At 43.4% G+C, this 21,040-nt stretch carries 16 protein-coding genes and 1 tRNA gene; 7 read left to right on the top strand and 10 right to left on the bottom strand.

Annotated elements, in window-relative coordinates; genetic code table 11:
• Window positions 1-133: 133 nt before the first annotated feature.
• The 8 genes from infB to hrcA all read right to left on the bottom strand — a co-directional run bounded on the left by infB (window position 134) and on the right by hrcA (window position 9,172).
• Complete coding sequence (infB, locus tag DBT_RS05645; RefSeq protein WP_067617572.1) at window positions 134-3,109, bottom strand: translation initiation factor IF-2; 2,976 nt, start codon at window positions 3,107-3,109, stop codon at window positions 134-136.
• Window positions 3,110-3,111: 2 nt separating this feature from the next.
• Entirely contained in the window at window positions 3,112-3,285 is a 174-nt protein-coding gene (locus DBT_RS12860) for a YlxR family protein (RefSeq protein WP_141674224.1), read from the bottom strand.
• Between the two features lie 10 nt (window positions 3,286-3,295).
• Window positions 3,296-4,624 (bottom strand): transcription termination factor NusA, encoded by a 1,329-nt coding sequence (nusA, locus tag DBT_RS05655; protein WP_067617578.1) that lies wholly within the window; start codon window positions 4,622-4,624, stop codon window positions 3,296-3,298.
• Between the two features lie 14 nt (window positions 4,625-4,638).
• On the bottom strand, window positions 4,639-5,115 hold the full coding sequence (locus DBT_RS05660; protein ID WP_067617581.1) for a ribosome maturation factor RimP: 477 nt from the start codon (window positions 5,113-5,115) through the stop codon (window positions 4,639-4,641).
• 135 nt (window positions 5,116-5,250) lie between these two features.
• Window positions 5,251-5,326: transfer RNA gene (locus DBT_RS05665), tRNA-Gly, on the bottom strand.
• A 94-nt stretch (window positions 5,327-5,420) separates the two neighbouring features.
• Window positions 5,421-7,364 carry a molecular chaperone DnaK gene (gene dnaK / locus DBT_RS05670; RefSeq protein WP_067617584.1) on the bottom strand — a complete coding sequence of 648 codons (1,944 nt, stop codon included), beginning with the start codon at window positions 7,362-7,364 and terminating at the stop codon, window positions 5,421-5,423.
• 187 nt (window positions 7,365-7,551) lie between these two features.
• Window positions 7,552-8,112 (bottom strand): nucleotide exchange factor GrpE, encoded by a 561-nt coding sequence (gene grpE, locus DBT_RS05675; protein WP_067617587.1) that lies wholly within the window; start codon window positions 8,110-8,112, stop codon window positions 7,552-7,554.
• 13 nt (window positions 8,113-8,125) lie between these two features.
• Window positions 8,126-9,172, bottom strand: a complete 1,047-nt coding sequence (gene hrcA, locus DBT_RS05680; RefSeq protein ID WP_161939920.1) for a heat-inducible transcriptional repressor HrcA — start codon at window positions 9,170-9,172, stop codon at window positions 8,126-8,128.
• 156 nt (window positions 9,173-9,328) lie between these two features.
• Here hrcA and DBT_RS05685 point away from each other — a divergent pair, with 156 nt between their 5' ends.
• Window positions 9,329-10,318, top strand: a complete 990-nt coding sequence (locus DBT_RS05685) for a SphA family protein (RefSeq protein WP_067617593.1) — start codon at window positions 9,329-9,331, stop codon at window positions 10,316-10,318.
• Window positions 10,319-10,344: 26 nt separating this feature from the next.
• Complete coding sequence (locus DBT_RS05690; protein WP_067617596.1) at window positions 10,345-11,715, top strand: TrpB-like pyridoxal phosphate-dependent enzyme; 1,371 nt, start codon at window positions 10,345-10,347, stop codon at window positions 11,713-11,715.
• A 177-nt stretch (window positions 11,716-11,892) separates the two neighbouring features.
• Here DBT_RS05690 and aat read toward each other — a convergent pair whose 3' ends face one another.
• Both aat and DBT_RS05700 read right to left on the bottom strand, forming a co-directional pair.
• A complete protein-coding gene (aat, locus tag DBT_RS05695; RefSeq protein ID WP_067617602.1) occupies window positions 11,893-12,528 on the bottom strand; it encodes a leucyl/phenylalanyl-tRNA--protein transferase in 636 nt (211 codons plus the stop codon).
• A 25-nt stretch (window positions 12,529-12,553) separates the two neighbouring features.
• On the bottom strand, window positions 12,554-13,480 hold the full coding sequence (locus tag DBT_RS05700) for a transposase (RefSeq protein WP_067617605.1): 927 nt from the start codon (window positions 13,478-13,480) through the stop codon (window positions 12,554-12,556).
• Window positions 13,481-13,602: 122 nt separating this feature from the next.
• On the opposite strand from DBT_RS05700, the gene hisF reads away from it, so the two are divergent.
• The 5 genes from hisF to hrpA are packed head-to-tail and all read left to right on the top strand — an operon-like array spanning window position 13,603 to window position 20,758.
• Window positions 13,603-15,177: an imidazole glycerol phosphate synthase subunit HisF gene (gene hisF / locus DBT_RS05705; RefSeq protein ID WP_067617608.1), complete on the top strand. Its 1,575-nt coding sequence runs from the start codon at window positions 13,603-13,605 to the stop codon at window positions 15,175-15,177.
• Window positions 15,155-15,364 (top strand): DNA gyrase inhibitor YacG, encoded by a 210-nt coding sequence (locus DBT_RS12865; protein WP_067617611.1) that lies wholly within the window; start codon window positions 15,155-15,157, stop codon window positions 15,362-15,364. Before hisF ends, DBT_RS12865 begins: the two co-directional genes overlap by 23 nt.
• On the top strand, window positions 15,327-16,280 hold the full coding sequence (locus DBT_RS05715; RefSeq protein WP_244155318.1) for an NAD(P)/FAD-dependent oxidoreductase: 954 nt from the start codon (window positions 15,327-15,329) through the stop codon (window positions 16,278-16,280). The genes DBT_RS12865 and DBT_RS05715 overlap by 38 nt, the downstream gene beginning before the upstream one ends.
• Window positions 16,273-16,926: an MBL fold metallo-hydrolase gene (locus DBT_RS05720; protein WP_244155319.1), complete on the top strand. Its 654-nt coding sequence runs from the start codon at window positions 16,273-16,275 to the stop codon at window positions 16,924-16,926. The genes DBT_RS05715 and DBT_RS05720 overlap by 8 nt, the downstream gene beginning before the upstream one ends.
• Complete coding sequence (gene hrpA, locus DBT_RS05725; protein ID WP_067617616.1) at window positions 16,907-20,758, top strand: ATP-dependent RNA helicase HrpA; 3,852 nt, start codon at window positions 16,907-16,909, stop codon at window positions 20,756-20,758. Before DBT_RS05720 ends, hrpA begins: the two co-directional genes overlap by 20 nt.
• The last annotated feature ends 282 nt before the right edge of the window (window positions 20,759-21,040 follow it).

Raw genomic sequence — 21,040 nt, forward strand, 5'->3', positions numbered from 1 at the left:
AAGGGCGTCTTAAGTCAGCCACCCATTCACTAAACCGCTTTTTGACAGCCACTGTCACCTCTTTGTGCTCTACACAAAAACCATAAAAAGTCTTGAAACATCTGTATAGGACTGTGGCTGATTAAAAATCAAGTTACTCAGTCTCATTTGTAGAAAGAGTGGGAGTTATTTCCTTCATCTCAAAGGTTTCAATAACATCTCCCACCTTGATATCATTAAAGTTCTCAAGCCCTATTCCACACTCATATCCAGATGCCACCTCTTTGACATCGTCTTTAAAGCGCCTGAGGCTTGCTATCTTCCCTGTGTAAACTACTACGCTTTCCCTCAAAAGACGGACCTTTGCACCACGCTTAATTGAACCGTCAAGCACATAACATCCTGCTATGGTCCCTACCTTAGGTACCCTAAATGTCTGCCTTACCTCTGCGTGTCCAACAATCTCCTCTTCATATTCTGGCTCGAGGAGACCTACCATGGCCTGCTTAATCTCTTCAATGGCGTGATAGATGACGTCATAGAAACGTATGTCAACCTTTTCTTGCTCTGCAAGGGCCTTTGCCTGAGCATTGGGCCGCACATTGAAACCCACGATAATTGCATCTGAAGCCGATGCCAGCAGTACATCTGACTCTGAAATAGCACCAATACCTGTTCTAACTAGGTTAATCTTTACATCATGGGTACTGAGCTTCCTAAGAGCATCACTCATGGCCTCAAGGGAGCCCTGGACATCTGTTTTTAGAACAATATTGAGTTCTTTAACTTCTTGCTCCTGGAGGCGCTGGAACATAGTCTCCAGACTCATCTTTTGGGACTTAACGAGTTCAGCTTCTCTCTGTTTCCTCTGCCTGTATTCAGCAACTTCCCTTGCCTTCTTCTCATCCGGAAGAACCACAAATTCTGCTCCAGGCTCAGGTACTCCACTTAGCCCCTGAACCTCAACAGGGGTTGAAGGCCCGGCTTCATCTATCCTTTTGCCTCTGTCATTTATCATGGCCCTCACCTTTCCGTAATGAAGGCCACACACAATGGCATCACCCTTATGGAGAGTACCCTTTGATACGAGAAGAGTAGCTACAGGGCCCCTACCCTTATCAAGCCTTGCCTCAATGACGTGGCCCCTGGCAGGCCTATTGGGATTGGCCTTGAGTTCCATTACCTCTGCCTGAAGGGCCAAGAGTTCCAAGAAGTCCTCTATACCAATCTTCTTTTTAGCAGAGACCTCAACAAAGATAGTGTCTCCCCCCCATTCTTCTGGCACAAGACCGAGTTCACTCAACTCAGTCTTGACACGATCTGGATTTGCTTCTGGTTTATCAATCTTGTTAACGGCCACGATAATGGGGACGCCTGCGGCCTTGGCATGATCTATAGCTTCACGGGTCTGTGCCATAACTCCATCATCAGCCGCCACTACAAGGACAACAATGTCCGTAACCTGAGCACCCCTTGCTCGCATCTGAGTAAAGGCCTCATGCCCTGGGGTATCTAGAAAGACAACGGTGTTCCCTGATGGGAGGGTCACCTGATAAGCACCAATATGCTGTGTGATACCTCCTGCCTCCTTTGAAGCCACATCTGCATGACGTATGGCATCGAGAAGCGTAGTCTTACCATGATCAACATGCCCCATAACCGTAACCACAGGGGGACGAGGCTCAAGGTTTGCTTCATCTTCCTCTTCCTCAGAAACCTGCACCAGATCTTCTGCAACTGCCTTCTTCTCAACCTCAAAACCATATTCCGATGCCACTATTGCAGCCACATCGTAGTCAATTGACTGGTTGGCTGTGGCCATAACCCCTAGGCTCATAAGCTTCATAATGACGTCGGAGACCTTTACTCCCATGCGCTTAGCGAGTTCATCCACCTGTATGGTCTCAAAAATTGCAAATCTCCTCTTACTTGCCTTGGGCGGTGCGGTTGAAGGTGCTTTCTTTTCAGGTTCTTTTTCTTTACCCTTATCTTTATCTTTGGCCTTGATAGGCTTCTCCTTTGGAGCCTCCATAAAGGCCTCGGCCTGCTCCATTTCTTCAAGAGGTTCTATTACTTCTTCGCTGAGGAGCTTATTAATCGGCTTTAGCTTATCCTTACCCTTTTGTTTCTTTGCCTTCTTTTTTCGTACCAGACCTTCAAGCTCTGATATTTTAACAACTCTCTTTCCCTTCTTTTTGCCCTTTCTCTGTGTCTCTTTGGCCTCCATCTCTCCAGCCTGGACAGATGGAACTTCGGCTTTCCCTGGCTTATGTGGAGCTTTTGGCGGAGCTGAGACCTTTTCCTCCACTTTTGGAGGAGCCTTAACCGTACTAGGACGGATTTCCTCAATGGGCCTTCTATCGATTACCTTTACAAAACTTTTGGTCTCTGGCCTCTTAATGGGCTTCTTCGATATTTTTTCCTGAACCTGAGTTTTCCCCTTAGGTTTTTGCTTTTCCTTAGATACTATCTCTTTTTCTATAGGCTTCTTTTCTACAGACTTGGCTACGGTCTCTTTTTCTACAGCCTTTTCTACGACTTTTTCCTCAGGAGTAGTTTTTTTCACCGAAGAAGGTTTTTCCACTTTGACAACCGGTTCAGGCTTCTTTTCCTCTTTCTCAGTCTTTTCAGGGGCAGGGGGCGTTTCCTTTTTAAGTACAACTCTATCTATGATTTTGGCCTCAAATTTTTCTGAGATCTTTTTCTCTTTTACAGGCTTTTCTTTGACAGTTTCTTCTTTTTCTCTGGTAGGCTTTTCTTTTACTATCGCCTCCTTCTTTAATTCTTGAGGTTTAGAAGGCATCTCCTTTTTAACCTCTTCAGCAACCTTTTCAGGCGGCTCTTCGGGCTTGACTTCCTGCACCTTTTTCTTGAGGACGATCTTTTTCTTCAATTTGACAGCGGGGCGTTTTCTCTTAACAACAGTCTTACTGGGGGATTCATCACGGCCTACAGATACGACATCTTGAGCAGCCTCTTTCATGAGCTTGCGCACCTCAGCTACCTCAAAATCTTCTAAGGTGCTCATATAATTTTTGATATTGAAGCCCATCTTCCTTACTCGAGCTTCCATTTCCTTGCTCGTAAGCCCAAACTCTTTTGCCAACTCAAATACTCTTACCTTTGCCATTATTAAATCAATCCCCCCCGCTTAAAATTCTTCTTTGCTAGTTCCTCGCAATCTTTGCACACATAGGTCCCTCGACCCTGCAGCTTGCACTGTCTATCCTCTACCATTTTTCCAGAAATCATCACTAATCTCAATAAATTATCCTTAGGCATCCTTTTCCTACAAACAACACACATCCTGATTGGCCTATGCCCCTTCTTCGCCAACTTGAGCAGTCTCCTCTACTTGTGCAAGCTGATCGGCATTTTCCATTGATGCCAACTCAGAGCCCTCATATTCATCACCCTGAGTCAAGGTCTTGGCTTCCTGAATCAAAGTTTCTGCTAATGCACTGGGAATCCTAGCCTTTTCAACAACCTCTTCAACTTTTGCATCCTTAAGGGCATTCAGCGTATCAAACCCATTATCAAACAGCTTATCTGCTACATTCTCGCTAATACTTGGAAGTTTAAGCAACTCAAGGTAATTGGGATCCTGCAAATGGGCGTAACGAGTCTCACTCTTAACATCTATCTTCCACCCCATAAGCTTGGCAGCAAGCCGCACATTTTGCCCCTGCCTACCTATAGCGAGGCTCAACTGATCATCGGGTACAATAACCTCCAGAGTCCCTTCGCCTTCGTCAACAATAACCTTAGAACACTCTGCCGGCGCAAGAGCATTGAAAACGTATTTTACTGGGTCTGGATTCCATGGGATAATATCAATCTTTTCACCCCTTAGCTCCTGAACTATTGCCTGCACTCTAGATCCCCTCATACCAACACATGCACCAACCGGATCGACATCCGAGTCACTTGAGCTAACCGCAATCTTAGATCTACTGCCTGGCTCTCTGGCCACTCCCATAATCCTGACAATTCCTTCAGATATCTCAGGCACTTCAAGCTCAAATAGCTTCACAAGAAAATCAGGATGACTCCTTGAAATTACAACCTGCGGCTCTCTTGTACTTTTGCGAACATCTACTATAAGGGCCCTAATTCTGTCTCCGCGCCTCCAACTTTCAGACGGAACCTGTTCGGAACTCGGCAGAATCGCCTCTGTCCGCCCAAGATTGACGATAATACTACCCCGCTCAAATCGTTGCACTATCCCGTTGACTATCTGCCCAATCCTGTCTCTGAACTCATCATAAATAACATCCTGCTCCGCACTCTTCATCTTTTGAAGTATAACCTGCCTTGCAGATTGAGCAGCTATACGCCCCAAATTTGAAATATCCATCTTGGTTCCAAGACTGTCACCCAATTCACTTTCAGGATCAAGCTCTTTGGCCTCATCAAGACTAATTTCCAGTTCAGGGTCTTGAACCTTATCTACCACGGTCCTATATTGAAATACTTCTAGATCTCCTACTAAATCGTTATATGACACCTCAAGGTCAAGATTTGCACCATAGCGCTTCTTAACCGCAGATTTTATAGCCTCTTCTAAAGCTGTAATTAGGACATTTTTATCAATTCCTTTTTCTTTACAAACCTGATCAATTGTCCTTTTTAGTTCAGTAGCCATAATTAACACGCTCCTTAAATCCTGTCTAAACGGGCCTTCTTTATCATGCTCAATGGTATCTCAAACTCTTCGTCCCCAACTTTTATCAACACATTATCACCCTTAAGACCCTTTAACATACCTTTAAACCTATGCCGCCCCAATATCTTTTCCTTGGTTTCAACCCTAGCCTTCTCACCTTTAAATCGCTCAAAATCCCCAATCCGTTTAAGAGGTCTATTGATACCAGGCGACGACACCTCAAGATTATACGGCCCATCAATAGGATCTTTCACATCAAGAATATCACCACAGGTCCTGCTCACCTCTACGCAATCATCGATAGTTACAGGACCGTCAGGCCTTTCAATAGTAATCCTCAATATTGTCCCACCCGGGCCCCGAGCCAATTCCACATCAACTATCTCAAAACCCAGTAGCTCTACAGAGCCCTTTACCAAGGCCCAAATCTCTTTTTCCAAATCACTTTTATTATAAATATCTTCAAACATTTATTCTTTATTTTCAAACAAAAAAAGCGGGCTAGGCCCACTTCTCGTAGTAGAGTGTTTTTTTTAAAAACTCCACCATTTGAAGTAAGGCGCAAAGGACTTACGTCCCAACCGCACAAACCTCAAAAAGGGAATTGGAGCGGGCAACGGGACTCGAACCCGCGACCCCAAGCTTGGGAAGCTTGTGCTCTACCAACTGAGCTACACCCGCTCCGCTTTCATTCCTTTTTCGACCCGAATTGTAAAATCAGGGTAAGTTTATGTCAAGTTCATTCTACACTAGGCCACAACTCTGAGGAGCCCTATTATTTAACCTCTTCAAAGTCTGCATCCACCACATCATCATCTCCACCGCCACCTTTACCTGTTCCTCCAGAGGTAGTGCCACCTGAAGTTGCTCCACCAGCTTGTGCTCCTCCGGTAGCAGCGCCTTGTGTCTGCTGGGATGCCTGCTGGTACATCATCTCTGCCACCTTATGGGCGGCCTGCATTAGTTCATCCTGAGCACGTTTTATTGCATCTACGTCATCGCCCTCCATAGCGGTTCTAAGGGCCTTTATCTTTTCATTAATATTATCCCTAGTGGCCTGATCAATCTTGTCCCCTAGTTCCTGGAGGTTCTTCTCCGTTGAATATATGAGTGTATCGGCCTGGTTTCTAACCTCTACCAACTCGCGACGCTTCCTATCCTCTGCAGCATGGGCCTCTGCATCCTTTATCATCCTTTGAATCTCTTCTTCACTCAGTCCACTTGAAGCCTGTATCCTTATAGACTGCTCTTTGCCTGTGGCAAGGTCTTTAGCAGACACGTTCAGGATACCATTTGCATCTATATCAAAAGTTACCTCTATCTGTGGTACTCCCCTTGGTGCAGGTGGAATACCTACCAGTTCAAAACGGCCAATACTCTTATTATCCGCTGCCATTTCACGCTCACCTTGGAGCACATGAATGGTAACGGCGTTTTGGTTGTCTGTAGCCGTTGTAAATATCTGGCTCTTTCGGGTGGGGATTGTGGTATTCTTTTCAATAAGCTTTGTCATCACACCACCCAAGGTCTCAATCCCCAAACTAAGTGGAGTTACGTCAAGAAGTAGAACGTCTTTTACCTCACCTTTAAGTACCGCACCTTGTATGGCTGCACCTATTGCAACTACCTCGTCTGGATTAACTCCCTTATGAGGCTCTTTACCAAATATTTCTTTCACCTTCTGCTGGACCCTGGGCATACGGGTCATACCACCCACAAGAATTACTTCGTCAATGTCTGCTGCCGTAAGTCCAGCATCCTTGAGAGCGGTTTCGCAAGGCGCAACAAGCCTTTCAATGAGGTCTTCACACAATGCCTCTAGCTTTGCCCTCGTCAACTTCATGACAAGGTGCTTTGGCCCACTGGCATCTGCTGTAATAAAAGGTAGATTGATCTCTGTCTCCATAGTGGTGGAAAGCTCGCACTTGGCCTTCTCTGCAGCCTCTTTCAGCCTCTGAAGCGCCATTCTATCTTCTCTGAGATCAACACCATGCTCCTTTTTGAATTCCTCTGCGAGCCAATCCACAATCCTCAAATCAAAGTCTTCACCTCCAAGAAAGGTGTCACCATTGGTCGACTTAACCTCGAACACACCATCGCCTATCTCAAGAATGGAGATATCAAAGGTTCCACCACCGAGGTCAAAGACTGCTATCTTTTCTTCCCCTTTTTTATCAAGCCCATAGGCGAGAGAAGCAGCAGTAGGCTCATTGATAATCCTCAAGACATTGAGCCCAGCAATTCTTCCAGCATCTTTAGTGGCCTGACGCTGACTATCATTAAAATATGCAGGAACTGTTATGACTGCCTCAGTGACCTTCTCACCAAGGTACTCTTCAGCAGTCTGTTTCATTTTAGTGAGTACCATAGCTGAGATCTCGGCAGGACTGTATTGTTTGCCCTGGACCTCAACGTATGCATCCCCATTGGGGCCTTCCACTATCTTATAGGGAACTATATCTTTACTCCTCTGGACTTCAGGATCTGTAAATTTCCTACCTATGAGCCTCTTTACTGCAAATATAGTATTCTCAGCATTGGTAACTGCCTGCCTTTTAGCAAGCATACCAACTAAGCGCTCACCCTTATCAGTAAAGGCAACTACCGAAGGAGTAGTCCTACCTCCTTCTGCATTTGTGAGGACCTTTGGATCTCCACCTTCCATTATAGCTACACAGGAATTAGTAGTTCCAAGGTCAATTCCAATAACTTTTCCCATTTTTTATATTCCTCCTTAAACAACGTTGTTATTCATACGATTAAGCGATTAAGCTTCAGTATCAGCTGAACTTGAAGTTACATTAAGCATTTGATTCTATTTGTCTACTGTCTTTTTAAAACCACTATGAGAGGTCCCCTAGTTTGCCTCAAATGCAGGTGGATATTTATCCCATGATTTGAAGGCCTCAATTTGATTTAGGCTTTTTGGAGACAACAACAAGTGCGGGCCTTAAAACTCGCTCATGTAAAGTATAGCCTTTTAAAAGCTCTTTTACGACTGTGTTTTCTTCAACGCCGTCATGTTCCTCTACTCCAAGGGCTTCGTGAAAGTTTGGATCGAACTTTTTGCCTTCAGCCACAAACTGTTTCAAACCAAACTTTTCTAGAGTGCTGAAATACCCGTTCAAAGTCAGTTCTAATCCCTCTATAATCTTATCAATGTCTGGAGTTTCTTTGGCAGTCTGAAGCGCCCTTTCCAGATTATCCAAAAACGGTAGTAGTTCCTTAGAAAACTCCTCTAGGGCATACTTCATGTACTCTTCTTTTTCACGCGTTATCCTCTTTTTAAAATTTTCAAACTCAGCAGCGATACGAAGCATTTTTTCTTTAGTCTCATTCAGTTCTTTTTCTTTTTCTTCAATAATCTTTTTACAATCTTCTAGGGTCATTTTTTCTGTTGATTCCATATCCTTATCCTTTTCCTTTTCATCTTTTGCTTTCTCTACATTATTATTGTCTTTAGTCATGGCCTCCTCCTTACTAAGATTCTTTAATCCGACTACTTAGGACATCGGCAGTATATTCTACAAGGCTCATTATTTTCCCATAATCCATCCTCATAGGGCCAAGTATTCCTAAACTACCCCGTACTCCCTGGTCTTCCTCATAGGTTGCCACAACTGCTCCACATCCTGGGATAAAGGTGGTCAATTCCTTTTCTCCTATAATAATAGTTACAGAATCACCATCTCCAGCTGCTTCAAGAATTTCAACTAGAGTCTTTTTATCCTCAAATGCCCGCAAAATCTGCTTCAGTCTATTAATATTTTTAAATTCTGGCTGATTTAGAAGATTTACAGCCCCACCAACAAAAACCATCTCTTCTGGAGAAACACTCGAAACTGATTCAGCTTTATCCAGGGCCTCTTCCATAAGGGAATCAAAGACTCGTTTATCTTCCTGCATCTCCTGTACTATTGCCCGTCGCACCTCTTTTATTGACATGTATTTTATTTTTTCATTTAGATAGTCATTGATCCTCTTAAGTCTTTCTTCATCGATATCCTGCCTGAGCCTAACATGCCTTGTCTGAGCCAGCCCAGAACTATAGACACTTACAACAATTATCTTTGAAGGATTTAGCTTGACCAATTCAACGTGAAGGAGTTCACTCTGAGGAGTGGAAGGGGCCATTGCAAGGGCTGCTTGCCCTGAAATCTTTGCAAGCACGCCTACTGCCCTTTTGACTAGACGTCCAACATCTTCTCCTATTCCTTCAAGTTCATTTTTTATAACCTCTTTTTCTTGGGGCGTTAACCCCTTTCTCTCTAAAAGATGATTTACATAGAACCTCAACCCCTTTTCTGTAGGGAGTCTTCCAGCAGAAGTATGGGGTTGATACAGTAGGCCTATATCTTCTAGGTCAGCCATCACATTTCTAATAGTGGCGGGGCTTACTCCTAAGTCTGCCTTTTTGGCAACACTTCTCGACCCGACTGGCTCAGCACACTCAAGATATATATCTACCACAGCCCTAAGTATTATCTGACTCCTTTCGTTGATATCCGGTTCTTTTATGTCCTTCATGTGGTCTACACTCCTCATGGTAGTTCCCCTCCCCGACTTATCCGTAACTGACAATAAATACGGTCAAAAACAGTGTCAAGGATTCCACCAGCATTAAGGTTGCGATATTAAGAAAATTCTAGTAATGGAACGTAAAATATCTGGGGAGGAATTGATATGAACAAACTAAATAAAAAGAAATCATTTCTATTAGTTACATGTTTATTATTTTTGTTTTCAATTTTTACTCCAAACACACAAGGGGCCGACATGGAGGCCTATCCTAATGGAGCAGAGGCGTTCATGGTTGGTGCTGCACCGCCACCTGGACTCACCTATGTAAATTACATGTATTTCTACAGTGCCAACGAATTCAAAGACAGCAGTGGTGATGACTCAAAACTACTAGATAGCCTTACGGTATATGCAGAGGTTGCAAGATTTATCTGGATCTCTAAAAAACAGCTCTTTGGCGCCAATTACGGCCAACATTTCTTTTTCACGCTACTAGACGCGGATATGAAATTTAATGGACCTGTAGGGCCAAAAGGTGGACGCGATTATCATGACACAGACATACCCTACTTCATTTGGTCTCCCTTTCTGCTCACATGGCATTTGATGGATGGGAAGCTTCATACTGTTTTAGACATAGCTGACATCTATATTCCGCTGTACAATGAAAACAATAATAATTTTGCAAGCCTTGGACGAAACTACTGGACCATCGAGCCTGTCTTTGCAATAACATATATGCCTAGTCCTGCATGGGAGTTTTCTGCTAAGTTCATGTACGATTTTAACACCCGTCAGGAAGATTATTCCCCTGGCCCGCCAATTAAGATCGACAGGACCCCAGGCCAGGAATTTCATATGGACTTCAACTGTTCCTATGGATTAAATCCTAACCTGAGGATAGGACTCAACGGCTATTATTACAGGCAGGTAAAAAATGACGATTTCCACGGTATTGATGAACTCCCTGCCCCACTCCAAACGGTTGTTAAGGGGCTGGAAGGAGAGCAGGGTCAAGTTTGGGCCCTTGGGCCTGGAGTCTGGTACAAACACGGAAAGATTATGGCCACATTGCGTTCCCAATGGGAGTTTGAGGCAAAAAATCATCCAGAAGGCTATAATGTTTGGTTTAAATTAATATATCCTTTCTAATATATAATAGAACTAGGAGAAATATTATGAGTGAAGATTACAAAATTACCTTAAGCGAAAAAGACATGCCCGATGCCTGGTATAACATTTTACCAGATCTTCCAACTCCTCTGGCGCCACCACTTAATCCACAAACTGGTAGTCCTGTGACACCAGATGATCTCAAACCCATCTTTCCAGATGAACTCATAATGCAGGAAGTGAGCCAAGAGCCTTGGATAGAAATACCCAGTGAAGTAAAAGAGATATACAAGCTCTGGCGCCCTACACCTCTTCATAGGGCAAGGAATCTAGAAAAGGCCCTGGGAACCCCTGCAAGGATTTATTATAAAAACGAAGGAGTGAGTCCACCAGGCAGCCACAAACCCAATACTGCCGTGGCTCAGGCATATTACAATAAAAAAGCTGGGGTTAAACGTCTTGCTACAGAAACCGGTGCTGGTCAGTGGGGAAGCGCCCTTTCCTTTGCATGCAAGTTTTTTGACCTGAAATGCACCGTCTATATGGTTAAGGTGAGCTATGAACAAAAGCCATATAGGCGCATCTTGATGCATCTTTGGGACGGAGAGGTCTTCCCTTCACCAACCAACAGGACTAACGCTGGCCGTAAGATATTAGAAGCCAACCCAGACTCAAAAGGCAGTCTTGGTATCGCTATCTCAGAAGCCGTTGAAGATGCTGCTACCCATGAAGACACAAATTATGCACTCGGAAGCGTATTGAATCACGTCCTCTTGCACCAGACAGTCATAGGTCTTGAGACCCAAAAACAATTAGAACTTGTAGGAGAAGAGCCGGATTGCGTAATCGGCTGTGTGGGAGGTGGCTCGAACTTTGGAGGAATGGCCTTACCGTTCGTGAGAGACAATATCAAAAATGGTAAGGAAATTGAAATCATAGGTATCGAACCAAAGAGCTGCCCAACCCTCACTAAGGGTGTTTATCAGTATGACTTCGGAGACACAGCTGGTATGACTCCTCTACTCTTGATGCACACCTTAGGCCACACCTTCGAACCTCCTGGAATCCACGCAGGAGGATTAAGATACCACGGAGATGCCCCAATTCTCTGTAAACTCGTACACGATGGCTTTATAAAGGCCAGGGCCTATACCCAGAATCCGGTGTTTGAAGCAGCTGTTCTTTTTGCAAGGACTGAAGGTATCATACCGGCCCCTGAAACGTCCCATGCTATCAAAGGTGTTATAGATGAGGCCTTAAAATGCAAAGAAACAGGTGAAGAAAAATGTATTGTATTTTGCTTCAGCGGTCATGGTCATTTCGACCTCGCTGCCTATGATGATTATCTTGAAGGTCGTTTGAAAGATTATGAATATCCAGAAGAAATGATTAAGGCAGCGTTAAATGACCTTCCCAAATTTCCAACAGGAATTTAATTATCTGACAACATAAAAGAAACAGGCAGTAAGCGCTTACAGGACATCCTGCGAGCGCTTACTGAAATACACTAGTTGTTGTCTTGTAGAAAGTTAAAGGAGACTTTATAGGCCCCATCTTCATTTAGGGCCCTACCTATAAATCGTATCTTCTGATGTATTTCTTTTTTAAAAAATTCATGTCAATTTTTTTAAAAGTGTAAGAAATATTTGCCTTGGTATAAGGCGTGCACCAAAACTTTTAAGGTGTTCAGTTTCTACTTGGCAATCTATGAGCCTAATTCCCATTTTTGTTAGATGATCAACTCCTTGGACAAAAGCAACCTTTGAAGCATCTTTTTTCAAGGCAAACATAGATTCACCAAAAAATACCTTTCCAATTTTTACACCATATAGGCCGCCCACAAGATTGTGCTCCTCCCATGCCTCAATTGAGTGTGCATAGCCGGCCTTATATAATTCAATATAGGCATTTCGCATTTCATCAGTAATCCAGGTCTCAGTTCTTGTATTTTTACAAAGAGTTATAACATCAACAAATGCTTCATCCCACGAGACTCTGAATTTATTTTGTTTAATTGTCCTGCGAAGTCTCCGAGAAACATGGAGCTCTTCTGGGAAGAGCACAAGCCTGGGATCTGGGCACCACCATAAAATAGGCTCACCCACCCCATACCATGGGAATATTCCGTTTTTATAGGCCAAAATTAAACGCTCAACCCGTAAATCACCGCCAACTGCTAGTAGACCATTTGGTTCTGAGAGTTCAGGATCAGGGAAATAAAGCTCTTTGCTTAATAAAAAGACTGGCATTTTAAATTTTATAATCCCCGAAGTCTTAATTTGAAAGCCTCTTTAGTGAATACATCCCCCAAATTCCAGGTATCTTTTTGGGAATTTTGTCTTTTGATGTGAAGTAGTCTCTAAATTCTTTATACCACCTTCTGACAAAGGCCTTTGAGCCCAAGATCCCAGAATCGGTAAAGTAACGTATTCTTTTTAAAAAGAGTTCATGCCTTGGGAGGCGATACCTCCTTTTCCTTTCTTCATCTAATATCGCTTTTTTCAGCTTTTGTCCCTTATTGTTTTTTAGACCTCCCTTTTCATAAACATATTCCCGAAGCAGTCTTAACCAATCTCTGGAGACTCGCCTATTACAAAATTCCTTTAAACACAATTCTGTAGAGAGGAATCCACCTCTATTTCCAGACTGAACATGATAGCCTAAAGAACACCATCTGTAGTCCTCTGGCCTTTCTACTATGCCGGCCCTTACTGGGTTTAGCTCTATATAGGCCAGACAATTCAACAATGACTCTCCTTCTTCAACGAGTACACTCTTAAACCTCTCTCCCCAAAAATATCCTCTTCTGCCGTGCTTCTTGTTGTAATATCTGGAAAATCTTTGTTTAATCTCCTTTACGTACTCTGAAAGCCCAGAGAATTTTTCTCTGAATCTATCTATTTCATGGATATTTACTTTTTTCTTTGTCTCCATGTACCTATAGTAGAGCCTTGCCCTTTTTAGGACATCTTCATCAGAATAATGATCTTGAGGTCGAATTTTGACTAGCATGTGAAAGTGGTTATCCATAATGCAAAAACCGTAAACTTCTACGAAGAACACCCTTGAGAGCCACTGCATTAGAAAGAGCAGATATTGCTTTTCCTCCGGCGCTAACACAAAGCCTTCCAAGGCGGTCCTAGAAATTACATGATAGACTGCCTCTTCACCCTGGACCAATAATCTTGGAATCCTAGGCATAATTCCCCACCTCCTTCAATAGTTTGCCTGTCCCATTATACTTAAATACAAAAAAATTGAATTGTTGGCAAGTTGGATTGGGAGTGGTTATAATAAATTCTAAATTTCATATGGGGAAGAAAATGATAACGCTACTTGATTACGGTGCAGGCAATGTAAGAAGCGTAATTAATGCTATTGAACGCCTTGGGGAATCAGTCCATCTCGTACAAGGTCCTGACGACATTCATTCAGCCCAAAGACTCGTCTTTCCTGGCGTAGGAAATTTCGGAAACATGATGGAGACCCTTAGGACTAAAGGTCTCTATGATGCACTTAAGGAATATCTCCTTTCAGACAGGCCCTTTCTAGGCATATGTCTTGGACTGCAGGCGCTTTTTGAAGAGAGTGAAGAGGCACCAGGTGTCCCAGGACTTGGAATATTTAAAGGAAAAGTCAGAAGGTTTTCAACCAATCTTTCTATACCGCATATTGGGTGGAACGGACTTAAATTCAGAAAAGAAAGCCCTATATTCAACGGCCTGACAGGAGAAGAAAAATTTTATTTCGTACACTCCTACCATGTGTGCCCTCTTGACGAAGAAGTGGTGCTCACACATACGGACTATGGATATGAATTTACGAGTAGTGTCCAGAAGGGAAACGTCTGTGCTACTCAGTTTCACCCAGAAAAAAGTGGAAAGGCTGGGCTAAAGGTACTTGAAAATTTTGTAAAAGGTCTACAGCAGCCTTATCTCCCTGAGATTAGAGTTACTCAGACAAAACTTGCCAAAAGGATTGTGGCCTGTCTCGACGTAAGAACAAACGATCAGGGTGATCTCGTAGTGACAAAAGGAGATCAATATGATGTCCGAGAAAAAGGAGAGGTTCGAAATCTTGGAAAACCCGTAGAACTAGCCAGTCGCTACTATGAAGATGGGGCAGATGAGATCACCTTTTTGAACATAACTGGATTCAGAGATTTTCCTTTAAAAGACATGCCTATGCTTGAGGTACTCAAGAGGACCTCAAAGCAGGTGTTTGTCCCCTTAACCATAGGTGGTGGCATCAGAGATTATGTAGATAACGAAGGGAGACATTATTCAGCCTTAGAAGTAGCATCAGAGTATTTTAGATCAGGAGCAGACAAGGTCTCTATTGGAAGCGATGCAGTACTAATTTGCGAAGAATACCTAAAAACTGGGAACCCCACAGGTAATAGCTCCATTGAAACAATTTCCAGGGTCTACGGAAACCAGGCTGTCGTCATATCAATTGATCCAAGAAGGGTATATGTAGCAAGCCCTGAAGATACAAAACACCCTGTAATTGAAACAAAAATCCCTGGGCCAAACGGTGAGAGATATTGTTGGTATCAGTGCACCATAAAGGGTGGTAGAGAAGGACGCGATCTCGATGCTATAACTTTGGCTAAATTGGTAGAGGAACTCGGTGCAGGAGAAATTTTACTTAATTGTATTGATCGCGATGGTACAAATCTTGGCTTTGACATAGAACTCATCAGCGCTGTAGAAAAGGCTGTTTCGATACCGGTCATTGCATCCAGTGGAGCAGGGGCACCAGAGCATTTTCTCGAAGTTTTCAAGGAAACTGATGTAGAGGCTGCACTGGCAGCCGGGATCTTCCACAGACACGAAGTAGAGATCCAAGAAGTAAAGGAGTATCTAAAGATAAATGGGGTCGAAGTGCGAAGCTAAAAACATTTCAATTAGGTGCCCAATTTGCGAGGCTCCTGTGGATTTCTTCCAAAATCCTTATCGCCCCTTTTGCAGCAAAAGATGCAAAATGGTGGACCTTGGGGCATGGTTTAAAGAAGATTATCGAATCAAAGGAGAGCCACAGGTAATTGAGAAAGAGAGGTATAAAAATGGATATCCAGTATGACTGTGTAATATTAGGGCATGGCCCAGCAGGACTTCAGGCGGCAATTCATGCAGCGAGAAAGAAGGCTAAAGTCATTGTATTGGGTAGAGCAGAAGCGAGCAGCCTATGGCGCGCACATATGGAAAACTACTTTGGGGTAAAAGGCCCTGTGTCCGGAGAAGAACTAATACGTATTGGCATAGAACAAGCAAAGGAGTCTGGAGCCGAAGTCTTGGAAGAAGACGTGGTCAAGGTCGAACAAATAGAGGGCGATGCCTATATGGTTACCACTGAGACCAAAAAGCATTTGAACACATACACTATCATATTTGCCATGGGGGTATCCAGAAAGGGTCTCGGCCTAAAACGTGAAAAAGACCTAATAGGCCGAGGTATAAGCTATTGCGTAGATTGTGATGCAAATTTTTTTCGCAATGCCAAGGTGGCAGTAGTGGGAAACGGAAGTGCGGCAGCTGACGGGGCCTTAACACTTTCTAAGATAGCATCAGAGGTCACCATGATAACAGACGACCTCAATATTTCTAAATCCCTAGATGAAGAACTTAAGTCAGCCAATGTCGAGCTCATTAAAGGTGACAAGATAAAAGAACTTATAGGAGACAATGCTCTAACTGCAATAAGGCTTGAAAGTGGAAGGGTTGTTGAACTTGATGGCCTCTTTATTGAAAAAGGGGCTAAAGGAGCTATGAGTCTTGCAGCCCTATTGGGTGTACAGATGGATCCTGAAACCTTTCAATACATTGTTACTGACAGGAAGCAAAGGACCAATCTCCCAGGTATTTATGCAGCTGGAGACATTACAGGTATGCCCTTTCAGGTGGCCAAGGCAGTAGGAGAAGGCTGCGTAGCTGGCATGGAGGCAGCGAGCTATGCTATCAAAAAGAGGCGGGAACAGAAAGGAGCTCAAAGTGAATGATATTATAGTGAAACGATACGTTGTAGGAAGCTTATCTGTAAATGCCTTTATTATTGGATGCCCTGATACAAAAGAGGCCTTCGTAGTCGACCCTGCAGGGAGCGAAAATATGCTCATGAACGAGATTCAAAATATGGGCCTTAAGCTCATGGCCATCGTAAATACTCACGGCCATCCTGATCACACATCAGGGAATAAAAAGATGAAGGAATTGTCAAATGCTCCCTGCTACATGCATAAAGATGACGATACCCTCTTTAGATCGCCTGAGGCAGTTGCCATGTTCCGCACATGGGGGTTTGACTCCTTCCCTCCTGCAGATAAATATTTAAAAGAAGGCTCCCCCTTAAAAGTAGGGAAACTTACATTCGATGTCCTACACACCCCAGGGCACTCACCAGGCTCAGTTTGTCTTTACGGCCACGGCATCGTTATCACAGGAGATACTCTTTTTGTAGGTGCAGTTGGAAGGGCAGATCTTCCAGGTGGCTCGTTTGAGACCTTGATGAAATCCATAAAAGAAAAACTCCTAGTACTACCTGACGAGACAGTGGTCCTCCCAGGCCACGATTATGGTGATGCTCCAACATCCACAATCAAAAAGGAAAAACAGACCAATCCATACATTGTCCAATACTGCAGTTGATCCCTGGAAAGGCGCAAACTTAGCTCCTAATCCCGGGTTACCAATTGCTGAATCTTGGTCTGAAATCCTGGATACAATTAAAAGCAACCAGGTCATCTTGGTAGTTGGGGATACTGGTTCTGGTAAGACCACCCAGCTCCCTAAGGCCTTAGCCGCAATTGGCAAAGGGAGGAAAAAGCGAATTGTCTGCACTCAACCAAGGCGTGTTGCTGCAATTACTGTTGCCAACCGCCTCATGGAGGAGTTGGGACCTAAGGGAAGAGAACTATGTGGCTACAGAATTAGATTTCGATCTAATGTAAAACCTAGTGCCAGAATCCATTTTGTTACCGACGGCCTTCTCTTGGCCGAACTACGTAATGATCCCCTCCTTTCCAGATATGATGCAATAATTGTGGATGAGGCCCATGAACGGAGCCTTAATATCGACTTTTTAATCGGTTTTCTAAGGACTATACTCCCAAAGAGAAGGGATTTAAAACTCATAATTACATCTGCTACCCTCGATATCGAGAGTTTTCAAAAGGCATTTAGCGATGCCCCTTTAATCAAGGTAAAAGGAAGACAGTTTCCAGTTGAAATCCAATACCTGGACCAATTCAACGAAAAAGACCTAGACCTTCCTCAAAAGGTCGTCCATGCCATAACGGATTTAAAAAACAAGGGCAAGTATGCCGATACCCTAGTCTTTTTACCAACGGAAAGGATAATTCTAGAGACCTTAAAACTTTTAGAGGGCACATTTGCTGATGATTACGTTGTACTCCCTCTATTTTCAAGACTTGGTCATAGATACCAAAAAAGGGTCTTTCAGCAAAGCAAAAGGCCAAAGATCATATTGGCTACCAACGTGGCAGAGACCTCTCTTACAATACCAGGTATCAAGATAGTAGTGGATTCTGGTCTTGCTAGGATTTCGCGTTTTAACGTTAAGACCAGGACCAAGGCCCTTCCAGTAACCACCATCTCCAAGGCAAGTGCAGATCAGCGGTCAGGTCGAGCGGGAAGGACCAGTCCAGGGTTAGCAATCAGGCTATATTCTGAATCTGATTACCTAGCTTGGGACGACCATACCCTACCAGAGATCAAGCGCTCAAATCTCGATTCAGTGCTGCTGTCCATGCTTGACATGGGAATTAAAAATCCCAGCACGTTCCCATTTGTAGATCCGCCCAATCCCAAGGCCATAAATGAAGGGATGAAGACCCTAAGAGAGCTTGGAGCCGTCGATGCCTTTGGGGTCATTACACCCATTGGTAAGACAATGGCCACTCTTCCCCTAGAGCCAAGGGTATCTAGAATGGTCCTTGAAGGTCAAAGGAGAGGCTCGCTCAGAGAAGTTGTAGTGATTGCCAGCGCTCTCAGCATCCAGGACCTATGGGAGGCCTCCTGCGGAGGGTCTCCCAAGACATCCCAGATGCGAAGGAGAGGACGAAGCCATGATGTAGACTCTATTTCTCAACCCCCTGAAAACAAAGTAAATGAAGGGAGTTGCCAGCGCCTACCTTTTGCAGATCCTCACTCTGATTTCATAACCTTAGTGAAGTTATGGAATGCCTATAGAGACCTTGCCAAGAAGGGAGCTTCAGCACGGGAAAGAAAATCCTTCTGCCAATCCCATGGCCTCTCATTTCAGAGGATGGAAGAATGGCAGGAAATATATTCCGAGATTAAATCGATTCTGATAGAACACGGTTTCAACTTTAAAGGGCACAAAGAAGCCAATTACGAATCAATTCACAAGGCCGTACTTGCAGGCTTTCTTTCAAATGTGGCTGTCAAAACCAACGAAGGGAGTTACAAAGGTGTACGTGGGAGAGAAATTTACATATACCCTGGATCACAGCTCTTTAAAAAGAAGCCCGAGTGGATTGTATGTGCAGAGGTCATAAAGACTACAAAGCTCTTTGCAAGGACAGTGGCCCAGGTAAAGCCAGAGTGGATTGAAGAAATAGGTGAGCCTTTTTTAAAGAGCCATTATGGAGAACCCCATTGGGAAAAGTCCAGAGGAGCGGTTGTGGCACTAATGCGCCGCTTTCTATGGGGACTCTGTGTGAATCCTGGTAAATCAATCCTCTACGACAAGATTGATCCTGAACTTTCTCGAGAAATCTTCATAAGAGAAGGTCTAGCCAAGGGAGAAGTCAGCCAAAGGCTTTCATTTCAGCGTCACAATCAAAAGGTTCTTAAAGAAGTTAAGGAACTTGAAGAAAGGGTTCGAGATCCTGAAATTATTGAAGATCCCCATAAGATAGAGGCTTTCTTTGACAATGCACTTAGCATCCTCGAAAAAGAGGTCTTAAAAGGAAAGCTGATCACCAATGAAAGGACTTTAAGTAAGGCAATACGCCTAAAAGGAGACGACTCCATTCTAAGACTCGAAAAAGCCCTTCTCTTAAAGCGCCATCCTACAAGAGAAGAGCTGAGACTTTTCCCAGGAATCATTACAGTACAGGGCCAAAAAATAAGGCTCATTTATAGATTTAGCCCGGGAAGAGATGAAGACGGAGTGACTGCCATAATCCCCCAAAGCATACTGCCTAGTTTAAGTCCTGTGCCATTCGAGTGGCTTGTCCCAGGCCTTCTCCCACAAAAGGTAGAAGCACTTTTAAGAGGCCTTCCCAAATCAGTGAGAAAATCTCTTATGCCACTGGAAAAGACAGTAAAAGAGGTCTTGTCACATCAAAACTATGATCATTCCACCCCCCTTCGTTCCTGGCTATCACAACGGATTTTCAAGCTATACAACATTAAGATCCCCCATTACATGTGGCCTTGTGAAGAAAATATTACAGAGAACCTGAAATTCAGATTCGAGGTTGTAGACGATTCTGGGAAACGGCTAGCGGCAGGGCGAGACCTAGAGGCCATAAAACTATCTATCTTAGGAGATAGAACCTCGATCACTGAAATGGTAGAAAGATATGAACGCCCTGTTAAAGATCTATCAGATCTAAAGGAGATCCTAAAACCTACTACTTTAAATAAAAAAATACAGGGAACAGTTACTGTTTGGCCAGCCATAGTAGATGAAGGTGAAAACGGCCTTTGGATACGTATGTTTTTGGATGAAAATGAGGCACGCTCATACAGCATTGAGGGCGTAAAACAGCTTTTATTTTCCTCATTAAAAAAAGAGATCTCTTATATCAAACGTACACTTATGCCCCAAAAGGTCTCAAAGGAGTTTGTCCTAATTTTTGGCGGAAAAGATGCCCTCTATGAAAAAATCCTATTACTCATAAAAAAGGACCTCTTGTGGCCCAAAGACTCTCCAATAACCTATGAAGAAGTCCTTAAGAGATTAGATTTTTTACGGGCCAATCTTTACAAAGATGCAAGGCCCTATCTATCTAGTCTTGAAACACTCTTATTAAAGTGGGAAAAGGCTCGAACAGAAATTCTAACCCTATTCTCAAAAGGGAAAAAGAGCCACTATAACACTTCTTCCAAAATATTTTTAAAGGAACTACAAGACATTCTACCTGTAAACTTTCACGAAACATTCTCTATTCAAGACATTGATGATGCAATACGATACATTGATGCACTAATAATAAGGGCAAGACGATTTTATGCCAATCCTCAAAAAGATGAAAAAAAGCAGGGACTTATTGAACCTTATTCCAATTTCTTTAGAATGGCTAAGGAGGTCGCTGCCAAAACCAATGTGCCAAGGCTAAATGAACTTTTAGTCACTTATAGGGAGGCCATTAATGAATACAAAATATCTGTATTTGCACCAGAGATAAAGACAAAGTTCCGTGTATCTGAAAAACTACTGCGGGAACTCAAAGAGCAGATAGAGATGGAATTACCCAGAAAAATATGACCTAAAAAATTCAAGAGATGAGAATAAAACCAAATTATGTGTCGACCAGGCCAAAGAAAATAATTTTTTTAAACTTTCATGACGGCCTGGTTCGTCACCCTCGTGGATGAAAATTAGAATAAGAAGAAGGTAGAAGGAAGAAGCTGAGGAGAGGTAGAAGGTAGGGCCTCTGGCTTTTGTACAGGCAGGGCTTGCTTCTTCCTTCTACCTTCTGCCTTCTACCTCTTATATTAGGCGTATTACCCCAACGGGTATTTTCACGGGAAAAGAATATACAAACAT

The sequence above is a fragment of the Dissulfuribacter thermophilus genome, from assembly GCF_001687335.1.
Lineage (GTDB): Bacteria > Desulfobacterota > Dissulfuribacteria > Dissulfuribacterales > Dissulfuribacteraceae > Dissulfuribacter > Dissulfuribacter thermophilus.

Excerpts from the sequence above, each read along its gene's own strand:
- DBT_RS05690 (WP_067617596.1), top strand. The coding sequence starts at position 10,345 with ATGAGTGAAGATTACAAAATTACCTTAAGCGAAAAAGACATGCCCGAT.
- DBT_RS05660 (WP_067617581.1), bottom strand. The coding sequence starts at position 5,115 with ATGTTTGAAGATATTTATAATAAAAGTGATTTGGAAAAAGAGATTTGG.
- DBT_RS05685 (WP_067617593.1), top strand. The coding sequence starts at position 9,329 with ATGAACAAACTAAATAAAAAGAAATCATTTCTATTAGTTACATGTTTA.
- nusA (WP_067617578.1), bottom strand. The coding sequence starts at position 4,624 with ATGGCTACTGAACTAAAAAGGACAATTGATCAGGTTTGTAAAGAAAAA.
- DBT_RS12865 (WP_067617611.1), top strand. The coding sequence starts at position 15,155 with ATGGGGTCGAAGTGCGAAGCTAAAAACATTTCAATTAGGTGCCCAATT.
- aat (WP_067617602.1), bottom strand. The coding sequence starts at position 12,528 with ATGCCAGTCTTTTTATTAAGCAAAGAGCTTTATTTCCCTGATCCTGAA.
- hrcA (WP_161939920.1), bottom strand. The coding sequence starts at position 9,172 with ATGAAGGACATAAAAGAACCGGATATCAACGAAAGGAGTCAGATAATA.
- hisF (WP_067617608.1), top strand. The coding sequence starts at position 13,603 with ATGATAACGCTACTTGATTACGGTGCAGGCAATGTAAGAAGCGTAATT.
- DBT_RS05700 (WP_067617605.1), bottom strand. The coding sequence starts at position 13,480 with ATGCCTAGGATTCCAAGATTATTGGTCCAGGGTGAAGAGGCAGTCTAT.
- DBT_RS12860 (WP_141674224.1), bottom strand. The coding sequence starts at position 3,285 with ATGTGTGTTGTTTGTAGGAAAAGGATGCCTAAGGATAATTTATTGAGA.
- infB (WP_067617572.1), bottom strand. The coding sequence starts at position 3,109 with ATGGCAAAGGTAAGAGTATTTGAGTTGGCAAAAGAGTTTGGGCTTACG.
- grpE (WP_067617587.1), bottom strand. The coding sequence starts at position 8,112 with ATGACTAAAGACAATAATAATGTAGAGAAAGCAAAAGATGAAAAGGAA.
- dnaK (WP_067617584.1), bottom strand. The coding sequence starts at position 7,364 with ATGGGAAAAGTTATTGGAATTGACCTTGGAACTACTAATTCCTGTGTA.